Source organism: Sulfurihydrogenibium sp. YO3AOP1 (genome assembly GCF_000020325.1).
Classification (GTDB): Bacteria; Aquificota; Aquificia; order Aquificales; family Hydrogenothermaceae; genus Sulfurihydrogenibium.
In genome coordinates this window covers 1,008,065-1,024,449 of sequence record NC_010730.1, presented here as the reverse complement: position 1 = coordinate 1,024,449, position 16,385 = coordinate 1,008,065, and the positions used below count along the sequence as shown (strand labels likewise).

The 16,385-nt window shown below is 31.3% G+C and carries 13 protein-coding genes, 1 tRNA gene and 3 pseudogenes; 2 read left to right on the top strand and 15 right to left on the bottom strand.

The features are described 5' to 3' along the window. Positions 1 to 98: 98 nt before the first annotated feature. A pseudogene (locus SYO3AOP1_RS05150) lies at positions 99 to 587 on the top strand (transposase); the annotation flags it as partial. Between the two features lie 6 nt (positions 588 to 593). Here SYO3AOP1_RS05150 and SYO3AOP1_RS05145 read toward each other — a convergent pair. Beyond that, positions 594 to 1,592, bottom strand: a pseudogene (locus SYO3AOP1_RS05145) (IS256 family transposase). A 285-nt stretch (positions 1,593 to 1,877) separates the two neighbouring features. Between SYO3AOP1_RS05145 and SYO3AOP1_RS09840 the strand changes: the two are divergent. After that, a pseudogene (locus SYO3AOP1_RS09840) lies at positions 1,878 to 1,982 on the top strand (IS110 family transposase); the annotation flags it as partial. Positions 1,983 to 2,193: 211 nt separating this feature from the next. On the opposite strand, the gene SYO3AOP1_RS05140 reads toward SYO3AOP1_RS09840, so the two are convergent. The 14 genes from SYO3AOP1_RS05140 to yidC form a co-directional block, all read right to left on the bottom strand. Next, positions 2,194 to 3,006, bottom strand: coding sequence for an RluA family pseudouridine synthase (locus SYO3AOP1_RS05140; protein ID WP_012459679.1), 813 nt, complete (start codon positions 3,004 to 3,006; stop codon positions 2,194 to 2,196). 15 nt (positions 3,007 to 3,021) lie between these two features. Then, positions 3,022 to 3,804 (bottom strand): glutamate racemase, encoded by a 783-nt coding sequence (gene murI / locus SYO3AOP1_RS05135; RefSeq protein WP_012459678.1) that lies wholly within the window; start codon positions 3,802 to 3,804, stop codon positions 3,022 to 3,024. Next, positions 3,805 to 4,167 carry a ribosome silencing factor gene (gene rsfS, locus SYO3AOP1_RS05130; protein WP_012459677.1) on the bottom strand — a complete coding sequence of 121 codons (363 nt, stop codon included), beginning with the start codon at positions 4,165 to 4,167 and terminating at the stop codon, positions 3,805 to 3,807. It lies immediately after the preceding gene. Between the two features lie 9 nt (positions 4,168 to 4,176). Next, positions 4,177 to 5,112, bottom strand: a complete 936-nt coding sequence (gene bamD, locus SYO3AOP1_RS05125) for an outer membrane protein assembly factor BamD (RefSeq protein ID WP_012459676.1) — start codon at positions 5,110 to 5,112, stop codon at positions 4,177 to 4,179. After that, a complete protein-coding gene (locus SYO3AOP1_RS05120) occupies positions 5,109 to 6,521 on the bottom strand; it encodes an Rne/Rng family ribonuclease (protein WP_012459675.1) in 1,413 nt (470 codons plus the stop codon). The genes bamD and SYO3AOP1_RS05120 overlap by 4 nt, the downstream gene beginning before the upstream one ends. Positions 6,522 to 6,796: 275 nt before the next feature. Beyond that, positions 6,797 to 7,579: an ABC transporter ATP-binding protein gene (locus tag SYO3AOP1_RS05115; RefSeq protein WP_012459674.1), complete on the bottom strand. Its 783-nt coding sequence runs from the start codon at positions 7,577 to 7,579 to the stop codon at positions 6,797 to 6,799. Further along, positions 7,576 to 8,460, bottom strand: coding sequence for a DsbC family protein (locus SYO3AOP1_RS05110; RefSeq protein WP_012459673.1), 885 nt, complete (start codon positions 8,458 to 8,460; stop codon positions 7,576 to 7,578). The genes SYO3AOP1_RS05115 and SYO3AOP1_RS05110 overlap by 4 nt, the downstream gene beginning before the upstream one ends. Positions 8,461 to 8,733: 273 nt before the next feature. Continuing rightward, a complete protein-coding gene (locus SYO3AOP1_RS05105) occupies positions 8,734 to 9,951 on the bottom strand; it encodes a DEAD/DEAH box helicase (RefSeq protein ID WP_012459672.1) in 1,218 nt (405 codons plus the stop codon). 526 nt (positions 9,952 to 10,477) lie between these two features. After that, positions 10,478 to 10,551 (bottom strand) — tRNA-Arg (locus SYO3AOP1_RS05100). 19 nt (positions 10,552 to 10,570) lie between these two features. Next, entirely contained in the window at positions 10,571 to 11,653 is a 1,083-nt protein-coding gene (gene prfA, locus SYO3AOP1_RS05095) for a peptide chain release factor 1 (RefSeq protein WP_012459671.1), read from the bottom strand. 3 nt (positions 11,654 to 11,656) lie between these two features. After that, the gene (gene rpmE, locus SYO3AOP1_RS05090) at positions 11,657 to 11,851 is read right to left on the bottom strand and encodes a 50S ribosomal protein L31 (RefSeq protein WP_041674561.1); all 195 of its coding nucleotides are present in this window, start codon (positions 11,849 to 11,851) and stop codon (positions 11,657 to 11,659) included. A gap of 350 nt (positions 11,852 to 12,201) precedes the next feature. After that, entirely contained in the window at positions 12,202 to 13,473 is a 1,272-nt protein-coding gene (rho, locus tag SYO3AOP1_RS05085; protein WP_012459669.1) for a transcription termination factor Rho, read from the bottom strand. Positions 13,474 to 13,495: 22 nt separating this feature from the next. Beyond that, positions 13,496 to 14,839 carry a tRNA uridine-5-carboxymethylaminomethyl(34) synthesis GTPase MnmE gene (gene mnmE, locus SYO3AOP1_RS05080; protein WP_012459668.1) on the bottom strand — a complete coding sequence of 448 codons (1,344 nt, stop codon included), beginning with the start codon at positions 14,837 to 14,839 and terminating at the stop codon, positions 13,496 to 13,498. Then, the gene (gene yidC / locus SYO3AOP1_RS05075; protein WP_012459667.1) at positions 14,836 to 16,383 is read right to left on the bottom strand and encodes a membrane protein insertase YidC; all 1,548 of its coding nucleotides are present in this window, start codon (positions 16,381 to 16,383) and stop codon (positions 14,836 to 14,838) included. Before yidC ends, mnmE begins: the two co-directional genes overlap by 4 nt. Between the last annotated feature and the right edge of the window lie 2 nt (positions 16,384 to 16,385).

Below are 16,385 nucleotides of genomic sequence, written 5' to 3'. Positions count from 1 at the left end.
AATCAGAACATTAGGCTTTTAAGCCTGTATTTAACTACGATGATAGGTTATCAGGAAGTTTCTTTCATGTCAAGTATTTTATGAAAGGAGGTACTATTATGAACAGCTACAAAATTGTTATAGGAGTTGATGTATCTAAAAACTCATTCACTGCTACAGTTTTGTATGATAACAAGAAAGAAACTTTTGAAGTTAAATCTGACCCGGTAGAGTTTGAAATGAAAGTAAAGCCTTACCTTAAGAAGTTTAAAAAGTCAGATATGCTTATCATAATGGAACATACGGGAGTTTACCATTTAAAGCTTGCTAATTATCTGTATGAAAATGACTATAATGTAGCAGTAATAAATCCATTTTCAATAAAGAAATTTATGGAAGCTAAAATGACAAGAGTTAAAACAGATAAAGCTGATTCATTCTTTATAGCAGAATATGGAAGAACGTTTTTCGATGGAGAGCTTTATAAACCAAAATCAGATGTAGAAAAAGAAATAGAAGTAAAACTAAAGATATTGGAAGACTTACAACAGCAGCTTACAATGTTAAAAAACAAAAGAGAATCATTAAGTCATGTACCAATGAAAAGAGACTTGTCAATAATTTTGTGTCTGGATTGAAAACTTTTTATTAAACAATTGTAAAATTTCATAAGAGACTCCTTTAAAAGCAGGTATAGGCTTTTTCCATTTTCCATTCTTTAAATTGTCTCTTTGTATAAGCAGATTTATCTCAAGAATGTCCACAGATTGAAAATATCCACCTAAATTTATTCTTACCTTTTCTATCATGCTATTAACACTTTCAACTGGATTTGTTGTGTATATGTGTTTTCTTAGACTCTCTGGATATTTTAAAAAACATAAGTATCTCTCTTTGTTAGATTGAATATGTTTTATAAAGCTTGGATATTTAGATTTAAATCTACTACATAAATCATCTAATTTTTCTAATCCATCTTCATAATCTAAGCTGTTTTCTTTTATGTTTTTCAGCTCTTTGTTAAATGTTTGCGAATCTTCCTTACCCATTTGACTTTTGACATTTCTTTGTAAATGGACTAAACATAGCTGATGGTCTGTAAAAGGAAATAGTGTTTCTATGGCTTTTGATATTCCAGGAAAATCATCACTTACTATAAGCATTACCCTTTTTAGTCCTCTATCTATTAAATCATTGAATACTTTTATCCAGTCTGCTTTATTTTCACTACTGAAAAATGTATAAAATCCAAATATATCCTTATTTCCTTGTAAATCTATTCCAAGAACTACATAGACAGAAGCTTTTCTTATTTTGTTTTTTTCTTTTATATCACAGCGGTATGCGTCTATATACAGTACAAATACATCTGATGGAAGCTCTCTTGTTTTGAAATCACTCAAGTCTTTCTATAAGCTGTTTTTTAATTATATCCATATGTTGTTTGAATAGCTTAAGCCTAAGCTTTTTAATGTAGAATCTATCTTGCTTTCTGAGTATCCATTGGATACTAAACTCATAAGAAGGTCTAAATAATCTTCATTAACTCTTTTGTATGGGCCAGGTAATATTTGTGGTCTAAATTTACCTTTTCTATCTCTTGGAACATTTATGTTAAGCTTGAAAGAACCTGTATTTAGACTTCTTTCATATTATCCGTTTGCTTTGTTGTCTTTATCATTTTCAAGAAAGAAATTTCTTTCCTGATTCATAATCAGTTCCACAACAGATTCTAAAAGTTTTCTTATGCCTATCTTTTCTTGAGTTGTTATACCGTTTGGGAAAAGTTCTTTTACTAATCCTTCAGTTGATCTGTCTAATATTTTTTAAAGTATTCTTTTTTATTCATTACCACTACTCCTTATAATTTTATTTAGACACAACATTATTTTAACTTCCAGGCTAAAAAGTTAGCATTAGTGGCTGTAGCACATAAGTTATTAAGGCAGGCATATGGTGTATTAAAAAGCAGAAGACCATTTGATGAAAATTTTTGTACTTGACATTTAACATAGAACATCCTGAGCGTAAGCGAAGAATCTCCTGTTTTTCTTTTCAAAAAACATTAAAAAATGAGATCCTTCACTACGTTCAGGGTGACAGGAAAAGGTTGAATGATAAACATTAAAGGAAGGATAACCTTATTCCGTCATTCTGTAGCCGTTCAAATAATCCCCTTTTTCTTTTAAAAAACATTCAAGGAAGGATTCCTTCTCATCTCTCATTCAAATAATTCAAAACATTCTTAAAATCTGATGGAAGTGGTGCGGTTATTTCTATTTTTTTATTTAAATAAGGGTGTGTCAACACTAATTTGTATGAATGGAGCATCTGTCTTGTTACTCTTTTTACTAAATTATTCTCAAACTTTTTAATACTGTAAATTTTATCTCCAACGATAGGATGTCTTATACTTGCAAGATGTTTTCTTATCTGATGTTTTCTTCCAGTTTCTATTCTTACTTGAAAGTATGTAAAACCATTTCCTTTGTTTAAAACTTTTAAATGAGTAATAGCCTGTTTTCCATCTATATCTTGATTGATTGTAAAGTCTTTAAAGTTTGCTTCGTTATGAGATATAGCTAAGTAAATTTTTAAAACGTTTTTATCTTCCCATATCTCTTTAAACTTTTCAAAGATTTTATAATCTTTTGCAAAAAGTAAAACACCGGATGTTTCCTTATCAAGTCTATGAATTGCTTTTATTTTATCGTTTTTTAATTTCTTTCTAAGTATATCTTCTGCAGATGAACTTTCTTTATCACTTACGATTGTTGGTGGCTTATCAATTGCAATGATATAATCATCTTCATATAGTATTTTTAAATCATTTTTTAACTCACTTTGAACTATCTCAACTACATCTCCCGGTTTTAGATTATGTGATGCTATCCAAACTCTTTTGTTGTTTACAATAACATTTCTACTGTCGATAATATCTTTTGCTTGATTTTTTGAAATTTTTAAGCTTTCAGCTATAAAATCTTTTAATGTTTTTGGTGAGTTTACTGTGTATCTTTTAAGCATTTTTTCTCCTTGAATTTAGAGAGAGCATAGGTCTGAAAGTTCTATTTTTTCTGTCTTAATATCTCCAACAAGCATATTTTTCAACTTATCAAAAGCATGAGACTCATCGGTTATAAAAATCTTTCTTTTTCCTGTCTCTTCAATATTTAGTTTTATGTTTTTTAGATGTTCAACTATCGCGACAGACGAATCAACTATATTTAAATGTGGATACAAACCTTTTATTGTGTTTTTCAAAAGTGGATAATGGGTACATCCAAGTATAAGCGTATCAATTCCTGTTTTAACAAGGTCGTCAAGATACTCTTTAACTGTTAACTTTGCTACTTCATTATCTATCCAGCCTTCTTCTACCAGCGGAACAAACAACGGACAAGCTTTTTGATAGATTTCTAAATCCTTATCTAAGCTTTTTAAAGTCTCAAAGTAAGAATTGCTCTTTATAGTTGCTGATGTACCTATCACACCAATTTTTTTATTTTTACTTACTTTTACTGCCGATTCTGCTCCCGGCTGAACTACGCCTATTACAGGAATCGGTAATATTTCTCTCAATGTATCAAGTGCATATGAAGAGGCTGTATTACAGGCTATTACTATCGCATCTACATTATAGTTATGATACAGATAACTAGCACATTCTACAGAATATCTGATAATCGTCGTTTTTGATTTGTTTCCATATGGAACTCTTGCTGTATCTCCAAGATAGTATAAATCTACCTTTGGAAAGCTTGCAGCTATCTCTTTAAATACGGTAAGTCCACCTATCCCTGAATCAAATATACCAATTGGCATTTATTGTTTTATTCCTTCTGCTGTATATTCTACCCGTGGAGCATCAGACCATAACCACTCAAGCTTATAATAATCTCTAAGCTCAGGCAGAAATATGTTAATCATAATATCTCCGTAATCTACGGCAATCCATCTTCCTTCTGTATATCCTTCCAAATGGTGAGGTATTACTCCGTATTCTTTTAAACCACCTATAATATTATCTGCAATTGCTCTCGTATGTATCGGTACTGTCCCTGTTATAATAATCATGTAATCTGCAATGATAGGATTGATCTTTCCTATCTCAAGAGCTACAATATCTTCGCCTTTTTTCTCTTCAGCTTTTTCAATTATCTTTTTTACAATCTCTAATGTTTCCATCTCACCTCTTTAATTAAAGATATCTATTTTTCTTAATAATTTTTGCAAATTACTACTTTTTTCAAGGTTTTTGACTTCTGCTAAGTACTTAGAATCTGGAAATGCTTTTGGAAAGTTTTCTATAATCTCTTTTGCTCTCTGCTTTGATTCTTCTATTCTTGTTAGATATACATTTAGTTCTTGCTCAAGAATCGCTTTTCTGTTTATAAGTATGTTTTTAGATTCTAAATCTTTCTCTTCATTGATTTTTTTATCTAATTCTTTTATTTTTTGTCTTAGCTCGTTTATTTCTCCTACATACTGATTTTCTGCATTGATTAAATTATATGCAAGTTTGTATGCTACATAGTCTTTTTCTATGTAATCTTTATAGTTTGTATAAGCTTCCTGATAGTATACAGAAGCTGAGTATGGCTTTCCATACTTTTCATATGTTTCTGCAATATACAAGGTATGTTTAGCTTTTATTTCATTTATTTTCTTTAAAATCTCTTTTGCTGCTTTAACATACTTACTGTCTGGATAGCTTGAAATTATCTCTTCCGCTTTTTCTTGTGCTTTGTTAACATAGGTCATATCCCTTTTATAGTCCGGGGATACAAAAAGGTAAGACATGGCAAGTTTATATAAAGCTTCTGGCATTCTTGGAGATGTTGGAAATAGTGCTATAAACTCCTCAAATTCTACTATTGCATCTATGTATTCTTCTCTGTTGTAGTAAGAATCTGCTAATGCAAATCTTGCTTCCATGATTTGAGCAGGTGTTAAACCTTGAGATTTAAAGATTGCATTTTTAAGCTCTTCTTTTGCCTTTTTATACTCACCTTTTTTATAAAGTTCAAGACCTTTACTTAGTTTTTCCTGCCCTTCATAGAGTTTTTGCCCTTTATCTGCACAAGAAATTATTACCAATCCTGAAATTAAAAATACAACAAATCTTTTCATAATACTTTTTCAACCTCAAATTTATCTAACTGCATTTTATTATTATACTCTATCTCTACAAGTTCTTTTAGCTTTAAATTTTCCAATAAATTATCTACAGCTTTGGAAAGCTTTGGATTGATAATAATTTTCATTTTTGCAAATGGTTTTAGTTTATTAATTGTCTTTTCAAGCTCAAATATCACTACATCTTGAGATTTTATATATCCTCTTCCATAACAATGCTGACAGTAATCTGAAAGCTGTTTTATAAGACTTTCTTCAAGCTTCTTTCTTGAGAGTTCTAAAAGTCCAAGCTGTGTTAATCCTTTAATCTTTACAGGTCTTTTATCTTTTTTAAATTCTTCTTTAAGTCTTTCCACAATTGCTTCTTTATGCTCTTGATTTATCATATCAATAAAATCTATTACAACTATTCCGCTTAAATCTCTAAGTCTTATCTGCCTGACAATTTCTGGAATTGCTTCTAAGTTTATTCTAAATGCTGTCTCTTCTAAATTTTTCTGTTTATGACAGCTTCCGCTGTTTACATCAATAACTACTAACGCTTCTGTTTCTTGAATTACAAGATAGGAACCACTTTTTAGATATGCATATGGCGATAGGATTTTATTTATCAGCTTGTCTAACTCATATTCATAGAATAACGACTCTTTTCTTTTTCTGTAAGGAGTCATTTTAATGTTTGCATTTGTAAAATTTTCCAAGACGAACTTTTTAATCAGCTTTAAAATAGACACATCATCTGAGATTATTTCAGAAAATGAGCCTGCATAATCTCTTAAAATTGCAAAGGCTTTGAATGGTTCTTCATATATTACAGATGGAGCTTTTTTCTTATTATAATCTTTTTGGATTTGGTTCCATAATTCTATCAGAAATTTAAAATCTTCTAAAATTGCTTCATCCGGTGCATCCTTTGCAGCGGTTCTAATGATTAATCCAAAATTTTCTTGATTTATTTCATGCAATAGATTCTTTATTCTTTCTTTAATTTCATTCCTTTCATCATTATCTTCATATTTTGATGAAATAGAAATTTTGCCTTTGCTTTGGGGAAGTAATACCAAATATTTACCCGGAAGAGAAATTTTACAGGAAAGTTTTGCTCCTTTTGTACTAACCGGAGACCTTTTTACCTGTACCAAGATCGAAGAGCCTTTATCTATATTCTTACAAACTTCTTCGCAAATATCTTTTTTTGGCAGGAAAGCTTCTTTATCCTCTCCGATATCAACAAAAAAAGCTTCCATCGCTTGACTATATCTTAAAACCTTACCTTTATAAATACTTCCAGTTTGCTTAGATATCTCAATATCTTCTATCTTAAGTTCAACGGGTATGTTGTCTTCTAAAATAAGATAAAATGTATTTTTAAAGCCTTTAGTGACGATTAGCTTTCTATCCAAAAAATACCTCATTACTACTTATTTTTGAAATATAATTATAACACTTCAAGATTTTCTTCAGACATTTAAAGATGAAACGTAAGCCGTGAGATGTTATAGATACTGAGTAATCTCTTACTTTTACCTCTCACTTATTCACTGTACGGGCAATTCATGAATTGCCTCTACTCACTTTCTGACTTTTTAAAAGAGGAGATCCTTCGGACTTAGGTCTTCAGGATGACAGGAAAAGGCAAAGTTATATTTACAGATGCATTTTACAACTTACAAAAATTTTAGGACACTCCCAAAAAAATTCTTGATGATAAAAGTTTTTTGGTATATGGATGCTGAGGGTTGTCAAAAATTTCAAAAGCTTTACCTTCCTCTAACAGCTCTCCTTTATACATAACTATGACTCTATCAGCAACCTGGGCTACAACTCCTAAATCATGAGTAATAAGAAGAATTCCCATGTTTAAAGTTTCTTTTAACTCATTGAATAAATTTAATATCTGTAAAGAAATTGTAACATCAAGTGCAGTCGTTGGCTCATCTGCTAGAAGATAATCAGGATTATTTACAACGGCAATAGCTATTACAGCTCTTTGTTTTAGTCCACCGGAAAGTTCGTGAGGATATTGGTTAAACCTTTGTTTTGGATTTGGCATCTTTACTTTTTCCATAGCACTTAAAGCTAATTCTTTTGCTTCATTTTTCGATACGTTTTTATGAGCCAAAATCGTCTCTACTATTTGCTCACCAATTGTCATTAAAGGATTTAGTACCGCAGATGGCTCTTGAAATACCATTGATATTTTATTTCCTCTAAGTTGTCTTTTTTCTTCATTGGATAAAGAATCTAAATCCTTATTATCAACGATGATTTTACCTTCTTTTTTAGCATAACTTGGAAGAATATCCATGATAGCCTGACATGTAACACTCTTACCGGAACCAGATTCTCCAACAATTGCTACAATTTCACCTTTATTTAAAGAAAAAGAGACTCCTTTCAGAGCCTCTATAACTTGATTTTCTATCTGAAAGGAAACTTTTAAATTTTTAACCTCTATCACTTTAAAATATCTATCAATTTATTTAATTTATCAGCAGGTAATGCACCGGATATTGCCACACCCTTAGGGAAGATTATCGTTGGTGTTCCGTTAATTCCATTAGCTTGACCGTATTTTAGATTGTTATCTACAGCTTGCTTTCCAGCATTACAAGGTTTTTCAAGAGATGCCAGCCCATTTTCATCATTTTTTAAAGTATAAGAAAATGCAGCATCAAGTGTTTTTTGCTTTGCTGTATTATCGTTTTGACAAATAATATTTTGAGCCACTCCAGATGCGTGTTTATGGAACGGCAATGGATACATAATCATTTCAAACGAAACATCTTTTCTTTGAGCCAAGACTTTTTTAATTTCTTCATGCAGTTTTGCACAGAATGGACATTGAGGGTCTGTTATAACATAGATTTTAATATTTCCATTTCCATAGCTTACGTTAGGTTTTGGCAAATTCTTTAAATCTACTATATTAACAGATTCTAATAAACCTTCTTTTTTTAACATTTCAACTTTATCTTTACCTAAAATCTTAGTAAGTCTTGTTTCTTTTTCTGAGTTTGCTTGTGATTGCAGTGCCTGAAACCTTTCTCTTGTCAAGCTAACTTTTTTATTAATATCTATTATTTCACCATTCACCAAGTATTTTAAATTGCAATCAATATAGATTGGTACTTTTCTTCCACCACTTTCGATAACAACTTCATATAAACCGCTAATTGGAGCATTTGAAACACTTACAACCTTTGCATTACCAAGTATACCTGATAGTGCTTTTTGAACTTCTGATGTACTTACTTTAGAACCACCACCTAAACAACTTTCTGCTGCCATTACTAATGATGCTGCAGACATTAATCCTGCAAAAAATAACTTTAATTTCATGTACTTCTCCTTTTAATTTTTTTTATCTTTAAATAATTATATAATAACTTGAGTATTAGATTTGTAAATAAATTGTGAACAACAGAAATATCTAGAGTTAATCATTTAAATGTGAGAAATAAAACGCATTATTTGAAGCGAATCACAAACCCCTTTGATGTATGGTGTATGGGCAGCTTTTGAACTGCCCAATATATCATTCTTCATTAATCACTTATTCGCTTCCTCACTCTAAATATATACCAGATGCGTATTACGAGCCTCTATCTATTTTTAACTTCTCTGTCTTCTTCTTGTTTGATTTCTTGAAGACCTTTCTTTTTGAGAAGATTTATCTTTTTGTGCTGAAGAAAGTTTCTTTTCTTGTGCTTCATTTATGACTTCTATATTCGCTTTTGTTTTCTTTTGAATATTTTGAAGTTGTTTGTCTTCAGAAGGAGTCATTATAGAAATAGCTGTCCCTTCTCTTCCTGCTCTTCCGGTTCTGCCTATTCTATGGATATAACTTTCTGCATCTCTTGGTAAACCATAATTTATAACAAGGTCAACACCTTTTATATCAAGTCCTCTTGCTGCAACATCCGTAGCTACAAGAATTTTTAATTTGCCTGTTCTAAAATTATGTAAAACAGTTTCTCTTTTCTTTTGAGAAAAATCACCATGAATAGCACTTGCATTAAAGCCTTCTTCATTCAATCTTTCTGCAAGCTCGTCAGCTTCGATTTTAGTTTGTGTAAAAATAATTACTTTTTCTGCCTCATTTTGAGATAAAACTTCTGTTAATTTCTTAAACTTATCTCTTGGATTTACTCTGTAAATGATTTGTTTTATCTTTTCAACAGTCACTTCATCTGGCTTAACTCTTATTGTTTCATAATTCTCATTTAAAAACTCTTCAGCTAAATCTAAAATCTCTTTTGGCATAGTTGCTGAGAATAATAAATTTTGTCTATCTTCTGGAAGGTAAGACATAATCTCTTCAATATCGTCTATAAATCCCATTTCAAGCATTCTATCTGCTTCGTCTAAAACAAACATTTTTACATTATCAAGATTTAAAACGCCTCTTTCTAATAAATCTCTAACTCTTCCTGGTGTACCAACTACTACCACATCCGAACCTTTCTTTAAAAAGTTTATTTGATGGCTAATAGATTTACCGCCGTAAACTGCTAAGGTATAAACTTTTTTGTTTTTTCCAAGTTCTTTAATTTCCTTAGCTACTTGAATTGCTAACTCTCTTGTAGGAACCAAGATTAATGCTTGAACTTTCTTTTGTTTTGGATTTACTTTTTCAACAATCGGTACTCCAAAAGCTGCAGTTTTTCCTGTACCTGTTTGTGCTTGTGCTACCAAATCCTTTCCGGTCATAACTGCCGGAATTGCTTTTTCTTGAATTTCTGTAGGTTTAGAATAACCTAATTCGTCTAAGGATTTTAAAGTCTCCTTTGATAGATTTAAATCCTTGAATGTTTTACCTTGATTTGACATAAAAATGCCTCCTTAAAAAATTTTTTTAAAGAGGAAAAGAAATGCTCTGATTTTAAGGATTTTAGTAAGGACTTAGAAGTGTGGGATTTGGAAAGATTTTATAATATTTTATATTTTAAGCTCCGAAATCCCGACTCCCGGGTTCCATAATATTTTCCTATTTTTAGAGGATTCCTTTCCTCTTTTCACTCTATATAGTATACACTATATTTTGAATATTGCAAGTGAATGTAGAGAATGTTCTAAAATTTTGGTAAGTTGTAGAATGTATATGTTAACTTACTTTTTCTCATCATCCTGAGGACGTAAGTCCGAAGGATCACTTTTTTGATTTTTTGAAGAGAAAAACAGGAGATTCTTCACTTCGTTCAGAATGACACTGTAGAGGCATAAGCGGAGATTCTTTACACGGCTTTATAATAATGATCAAAAGGTTAATCAATTTTTAGACTTAGTTAAAATTTTAAAGCACCCTCAGTGAATGTATAAAGTCATATTAGTTTAGGAAATATTACACTGTAATAAGTGCGCCCAGAGGGACTCGAACCCCCAACCTTGTGATCCGTAGTCACATGCTCTATCCAATTGAGCTATGGGCGCATGTATTTAAAAATTTATTTTAAATTTCTAAATTTGCTAATTTTTCTTCGTTTTCTTTTGCGATCAACACATCTATAATTTCGTCTAAATCCCCATCCATAATATCGTTGATTCTATAAGAAGTATAGTTTACTCTATGGTCAGTAACTCTGTTTTGTGGAAAGTTGTAAGTTCTTATCTTTTCACTTCTTTCACCGGTTCCAACCTGTTCTTTTCTTTCCTTTGCAATCTTTTCTTTTTCAAGCCTTTCATAATAATCTTTAAGTCTTGCTCTTAAAATCTGCATAGCCTTCATTTTATTTTGAAGCTGAGACCTTTCATCTTGGCATGTAACTACCATTCCTGTGGGAATGTGTGTAATTCTAACAGCTGAATCGGTAGTGTTTACATGTTGACCACCAGCTCCGCCAGCTCTCATAGTCTCTATCTTCAACTCTTCTGGTTTTATTTCTATATCAACCTCTTCAGCTTCTGGCAAAACAGCCACTGTAACAGTCGAAGTATGAATTCTACCAGAAGATTCAGTTTCTGGCACCCTTTGAACCCTATGAACACCGCTTTCATACTTTAATCTTGAGTATGCACCTTTACCTTTAATTAAGGCTATAACTTCTTTTATACCGCCTTTTTCTGTTGGATGTAAGCTTAAAATTTCTGTTTTCCAGCCGTGTCTTTCAGCGTATCTTTGATACATTCTAAAAAGCTCAGCAGCAAATAAAGATGCTTCGTCTCCACCTGCCCCTTGTCTTATTTCTAAGATAACGTTTTTTTCATCGTTAGGGTCTTTTGGTAGAAGTGCTATCTCTATTTTTTTCTCTAAATCTTCCTGCTGTTTTTTTAAAGATTCTAACTCTTCTTCTGCCAATTCGCGTAAATCATCATCAGGAGTAGAGTTTAGAAGTTGTTTTACTTCTTCTATTTGTCTACTTACTTTTTTATATTCATTATAAAGATTTAAAATTTCTGATAGTTCTTTGTGTTCTTTTGCTATAGACTGAATTTTAGACTGATCCTTTAAAACTTCCGGATCAGCCATCAACTCTTCAAGCTTTTTTACTTTTTCTTCTATGCTTTCTAATTGGACTAAAAACTTTTTATCCATCTATTATTTTTCTGAAGCTTGCCCTTGAAGTTCTAAGAATTTTGGCTTGATTCTTAATTTTCCAGCATAGAAAGGATGGCAATTATTACATACTTCCAAATGTATAGTTCCACCTTTTACAGTATAAATCTCAAACTCATTTCCACAACCACAAACAAATTTAGTTAATTTTAATTCTGGGTGAATTCCTTGTTTCAATTTTATACCTCCTAAATTTTTAAAAAATTTTGAATTAAATATTATATCAAATTTATATGTTGCGCAAGAAGTAAGTAGTAAGACTATTCCAAAAATCAATATCGTCATTCTGCAGCCGGCGAAGAATCTCCGTCCTTTACATTTCACTTATTTACTGTATGGACAATTCATGAATTGCCTCTACTTTCTTGTTTTTAAAAGAGAAGATCCTTCGGACTAAAGTCCTCAGGATGACAGACAAAAACAAACTCATTTTACGCATACATTATACAACTAACTGGAATTTTAGAACACTTCCAGTAAGTAAACGAGATGGTCAGACATCAATAATTTTTATACTGTATTCATTCTCAAGCATTCATAGACCTTAAAAACTCGTCATTTGTCTTAAATTTGGAAAGTTTGCTTAACAAAAATTCCATTGCTTCAACTTCATCCATTGTAGATAAGAATTTACGCAATACCCATAATCTTTGCAGTTGCCAGTCTTCCAGTAAAAGTTCCTCTTTTCTTGTTCCAGACTTACTTATATTTATTGCTGGAAAAATTCTTCTTTCCATTAATCTTCTGTCTAAGTAAAGCTCCATATTGCCAGTTCCTTTAAATTCTTCAAATATTACATCGTCCATTCTTGAACCAGTTTCCACAAGAGCTGTTGAGAGAATTGTAAGACTTCCGCCGTTTTCTATATTACGAGCTGCCCCAAAGAATTTTTTAGGTCTTTGTAATGCCGTTGCTTCAATACCACCGGATAAAACTCTACCGGATGGTGGTGTAACAGCGTTTGAAGCTCTTGCAAGCCTTGTCATTGAGTCAAGTAAGATCACAACATCTCTACCTTCCTCTACTATCCTTTTTGCTTTTTCAATTACAAGCTCAGAGATTTGTATGTGTCTTTCTGGTGGTTCATCAAACGTAGATGCTACTACTTCTGCCCCGGAGCCTACTATTCTTCTCATTTCTGTAACTTCTTCAGGCCTTTCATCTATAAGAAGGATTATTAAATGAATTTCTGGATGGTTCTTTATTATAGCTTTTGCTATTCTTTGGATTAAAACTGTTTTACCGGCTTTAGGCGGTGCAACTATCAATCCTCTTTGGCCTTTACCAATAGGTGCTACAAGGCTAACAACCCTAGTTGATAAATCAGATGGGTCGTATTCTAAATTCAATCTTTCTGTTGGATGGTATGGGATAAGCTTATCAAAAGATGGTCTTTTCTTTAACTCTTCTACCGGAAGACTTCCAACTCTATCTATTCTGACTAATGCTCTGTATTTTTCACCTTCCTTTGGATTCCTTGCTACTCCGATAATTGTATCTCCGGTTTTAAGTCCAAATCTTTTTATCTGAGAAGGTGAAACATATATATCTTGTGGACTTGGTGCGTAATTGTTTTCAAGAAATCTAATAAATCCAAAACCTTCAGGAAGGATTTCTAAAACACCATTTATCTTGACTAAACCTTCTTTTTCTTCCTTTTTCTCTATGATTTTTTCTATAAGCTCATCTTTTTTTAGTCCTGTTATTTTTTCTACACCGATCTCTTCAGCTAATTTTTTTAATTCTGCCAATGTTTTTTCTTTCAATGATTCAGGTGTGATGGTTGATAAGTCTACCATGAGACCTCCTTTAATTAGTTGATTATTTACCTATGCAGAATTTACTAAAGATATTATCTAAAACATCTTCTGTTGATATAGCCCCTACGACTTCATCTAAGTAATTTAAAGCCTCTTGAATGTAAATCATTAATATTTCTTTATTATTGATTAAATAGTTAATATGATTTTCTATCTCCTCTATTTTTTCTTTTGCTTGCTTTAGTAAAGTCGATTGTCTTAGGTTTATGAAGAGATCATCTTCTTTTTCTATGATTCCTAAGGATGTTATGATTTTTTCTTCTAACTCTTTTATTCCTTGATTGTTTATAATACTTGTATATACAATGTTATCATATTTTTCAAAAAAATCAATAGGTTTGTTGTTTAAATCAGATTTATTTACTACAATTATATGTGGCTTATCTTTAATTTTATCATAAATTTTTTTATCTTCTTCTGTAAAACCAGAGGATGCATCTATCACAAATAAGATAATATCAGCTTCATTTATTTTCTCTTGTGCTTTTTCTATGCCTATTTTTTCTATTTTATCTTCTGTATCTCTAAGCCCCGCTGTATCAAGTAAAATAACTGGAATATCTTTTATTTTAAGGCTTTCTTCTATAAAATCTCTTGTAGTTCCTTGTATTTCAGAAACTATTGCTCTTTCATAGCCAACAAGTGCATTAAATAAAGAGGATTTTCCAACATTTGGTCTTCCAACGATTGCAAGCTTAATACCTTCTTTTATAAGATTTCCTTTTTTATAGCTTGCTAAAAGTTTATCTATTTGAGATTTTACCTCTTCTAACTGAGAAATAATAAGACTACTGTCTATCTCTTCAACATCTTCAGGAAAATTGATCTCAGCTTCTATTAAAGATATAAGATTTATCAGCTTTTCTCTTAAAATGTTTATCTGTTTAGATAATTTTCCTTCCAGTATAGAGACTGCAATTTTTGCTGCTCTTTCAGATTTTGCATTGATTAGGTCTGCTATAGCTTCTGCTTGTAATAGATCAATTTTTCCATTTAAAAAAGCTCTTTCTGTAAATTCACCCGGTCTTGCTAATCTTGCACCATACATAAAACAAGCTTCTAATATGCTTTTTACAACAGGAACGCTTCCGTGGGGGTAAATCTCTACAAGGTCTTCACCAGTAAAGCTTTTTGGCTTTTGAAAGTATACGAATAAACCTTCGTCAATAATTTCACCTTTATTGTTAAAAATTTTACCAAAATAAACTTTTCTTGGAGTTATGTTTTCCGGCAGAGAGAATATTTTTCTACCTATTTCTAAAGCTTTATCCCCACTAATCCTAACTATTGAAATTGCTGATGGAATTAGTGGGGTTGCATTTGCTACGATTGTATCTTTGTTCATTTTTTCATTGATTTGTTAATAATAACACTTTGAATTAATCCTAATATATTATTCGTTAGCCAGTATAAAACAAGTCCTGATGGAAAATTCATAAACATAAATGTAAACACACCAGCCATAATATACATGATCATTCTTTGATTTTTATCAGAGCTTGGAGTTATAAACTGCTGAGCAACCATTGATAGTCCCATTAAGATTGGTAAAACATAGTAAGGGTCTTTATCTGAAAGGTCTTTTATCCAAAGCATAAACGGAGCATTTTTTAACTCAACTGTTACCATTAAAACATTGTATAATGCTATGAATATAGGGATTTGAGCAAGAATTGGCAAGCATCCACTCATTGGATTTGCTCCAGCTTCTGCGTACAGCTTCATAATTTCTTCTTGTAGTTTTTGTGGGTCTTTTGCATATTTTTTCTTAAGTTTTTCCATTTCTGGAGCAAGGTCTGCCATTTTTTTCATTGCTTTTAGAGATTTGTGATTAAGCGGGAATAACACAAGTCTTAATAATACAGTTAAGACAATGATTGCCAACCCCCAGTTATGGACAAAGTCATATATAAAATGAAGCAGTAGGAATAAAGGTTTTCCAAGAATACCAAAGAAGCCAAAATCAACAGAACTTCTTAAATTTAAATCTACATTCCAAAGCTTTTGATACTTATCTGTAATTTCTCCAAGAAGTGAGTAGAGTTTTGGACCTAAATAATTAAATCCTTCAAAAGATGCTGGGATTTCAGATAAAACAACGGTAGTATCTTTTGCAACCGGAACTATATAAACAGTGTTTATGCCACCTTTAATCGACAGAATCTGCATAAAATATTTATTTTCTTGACCAGCCCAAAGTATTTTATCTCTGATTGTTTGAATAGTATTAATATCGTTGTTTATTTTTATAATTTCCTTGTCAGTCTTAATGATAGGTCCATTGTGTCCAAAAGTTCCCTCAGATTTTAAAGTTATACCTGTTAAATATGCTAATCCTACATTTTCAAGACCTTTGGTTTTAATGTCAACTGTTATAGTATTATCATCGTTAATTGTATAAGTTTTTTCAACTTCTACATTTTCATTTTTCAAGTAAAATAAGATTTTATTATCTTGAATTTTTGATTCATATTTTGAAAAGTTTAAAAGTTTTGTAGTATTTATATCTGTGGTTATAATTTCTCCAGGAAAAACTTTATTAGATTTAGAAAATTCAGGAATAATATCAACATTATATCTGTTATCAAAAGCTGATACTATTCTACCGCCGATATTACTAAACTCTATATAGCCTTCCTTTGTTTTAATTCTAACCAAATCTTTTAAATTATCAGTATTTACTCTTTCGCCAGTTAAGACAAGGTCATAACTTCCGCTAATTTGTTTAATAGGAGCCGCAACCTCTCTTTGAGTCTGCTGAGTTTGATTTTTTTGATTTTGAGTACTGTCTTTAAAAAAATATTGACTGATTAGAGAAAAAGATATTAGAAGCAGTGCAACTGCTCCAAAAAATATCATAAACCTCTTTTGCATATCTTGTTGTTCCATCT

Bases quoted from the DNA above. Each gene is read 5' to 3' on its own strand.
- SYO3AOP1_RS05140 (WP_012459679.1), bottom strand. From the start codon at position 3,006: ATGCTTAAAAGATACACAGTAAACTCACCAAAAACATTAAAAGATTTT.
- bamD (WP_012459676.1), bottom strand. From the start codon at position 5,112: ATGAAAAGATTTGTTGTATTTTTAATTTCAGGATTGGTAATAATTTCT.
- SYO3AOP1_RS05110 (WP_012459673.1), bottom strand. From the start codon at position 8,460: ATGAAATTAAAGTTATTTTTTGCAGGATTAATGTCTGCAGCATCATTA.
- yidC (WP_012459667.1), bottom strand. From the start codon at position 16,383: ATGGAACAACAAGATATGCAAAAGAGGTTTATGATATTTTTTGGAGCA.
- mnmE (WP_012459668.1), bottom strand. From the start codon at position 14,839: ATGAACAAAGATACAATCGTAGCAAATGCAACCCCACTAATTCCATCA.
- prfA (WP_012459671.1), bottom strand. From the start codon at position 11,653: ATGGATAAAAAGTTTTTAGTCCAATTAGAAAGCATAGAAGAAAAAGTA.
- rsfS (WP_012459677.1), bottom strand. From the start codon at position 4,167: ATGGAAACATTAGAGATTGTAAAAAAGATAATTGAAAAAGCTGAAGAG.
- rho (WP_012459669.1), bottom strand. From the start codon at position 13,473: ATGGTAGACTTATCAACCATCACACCTGAATCATTGAAAGAAAAAACA.
- murI (WP_012459678.1), bottom strand. From the start codon at position 3,804: ATGCCAATTGGTATATTTGATTCAGGGATAGGTGGACTTACCGTATTT.
- SYO3AOP1_RS05105 (WP_012459672.1), bottom strand. From the start codon at position 9,951: ATGTCAAATCAAGGTAAAACATTCAAGGATTTAAATCTATCAAAGGAG.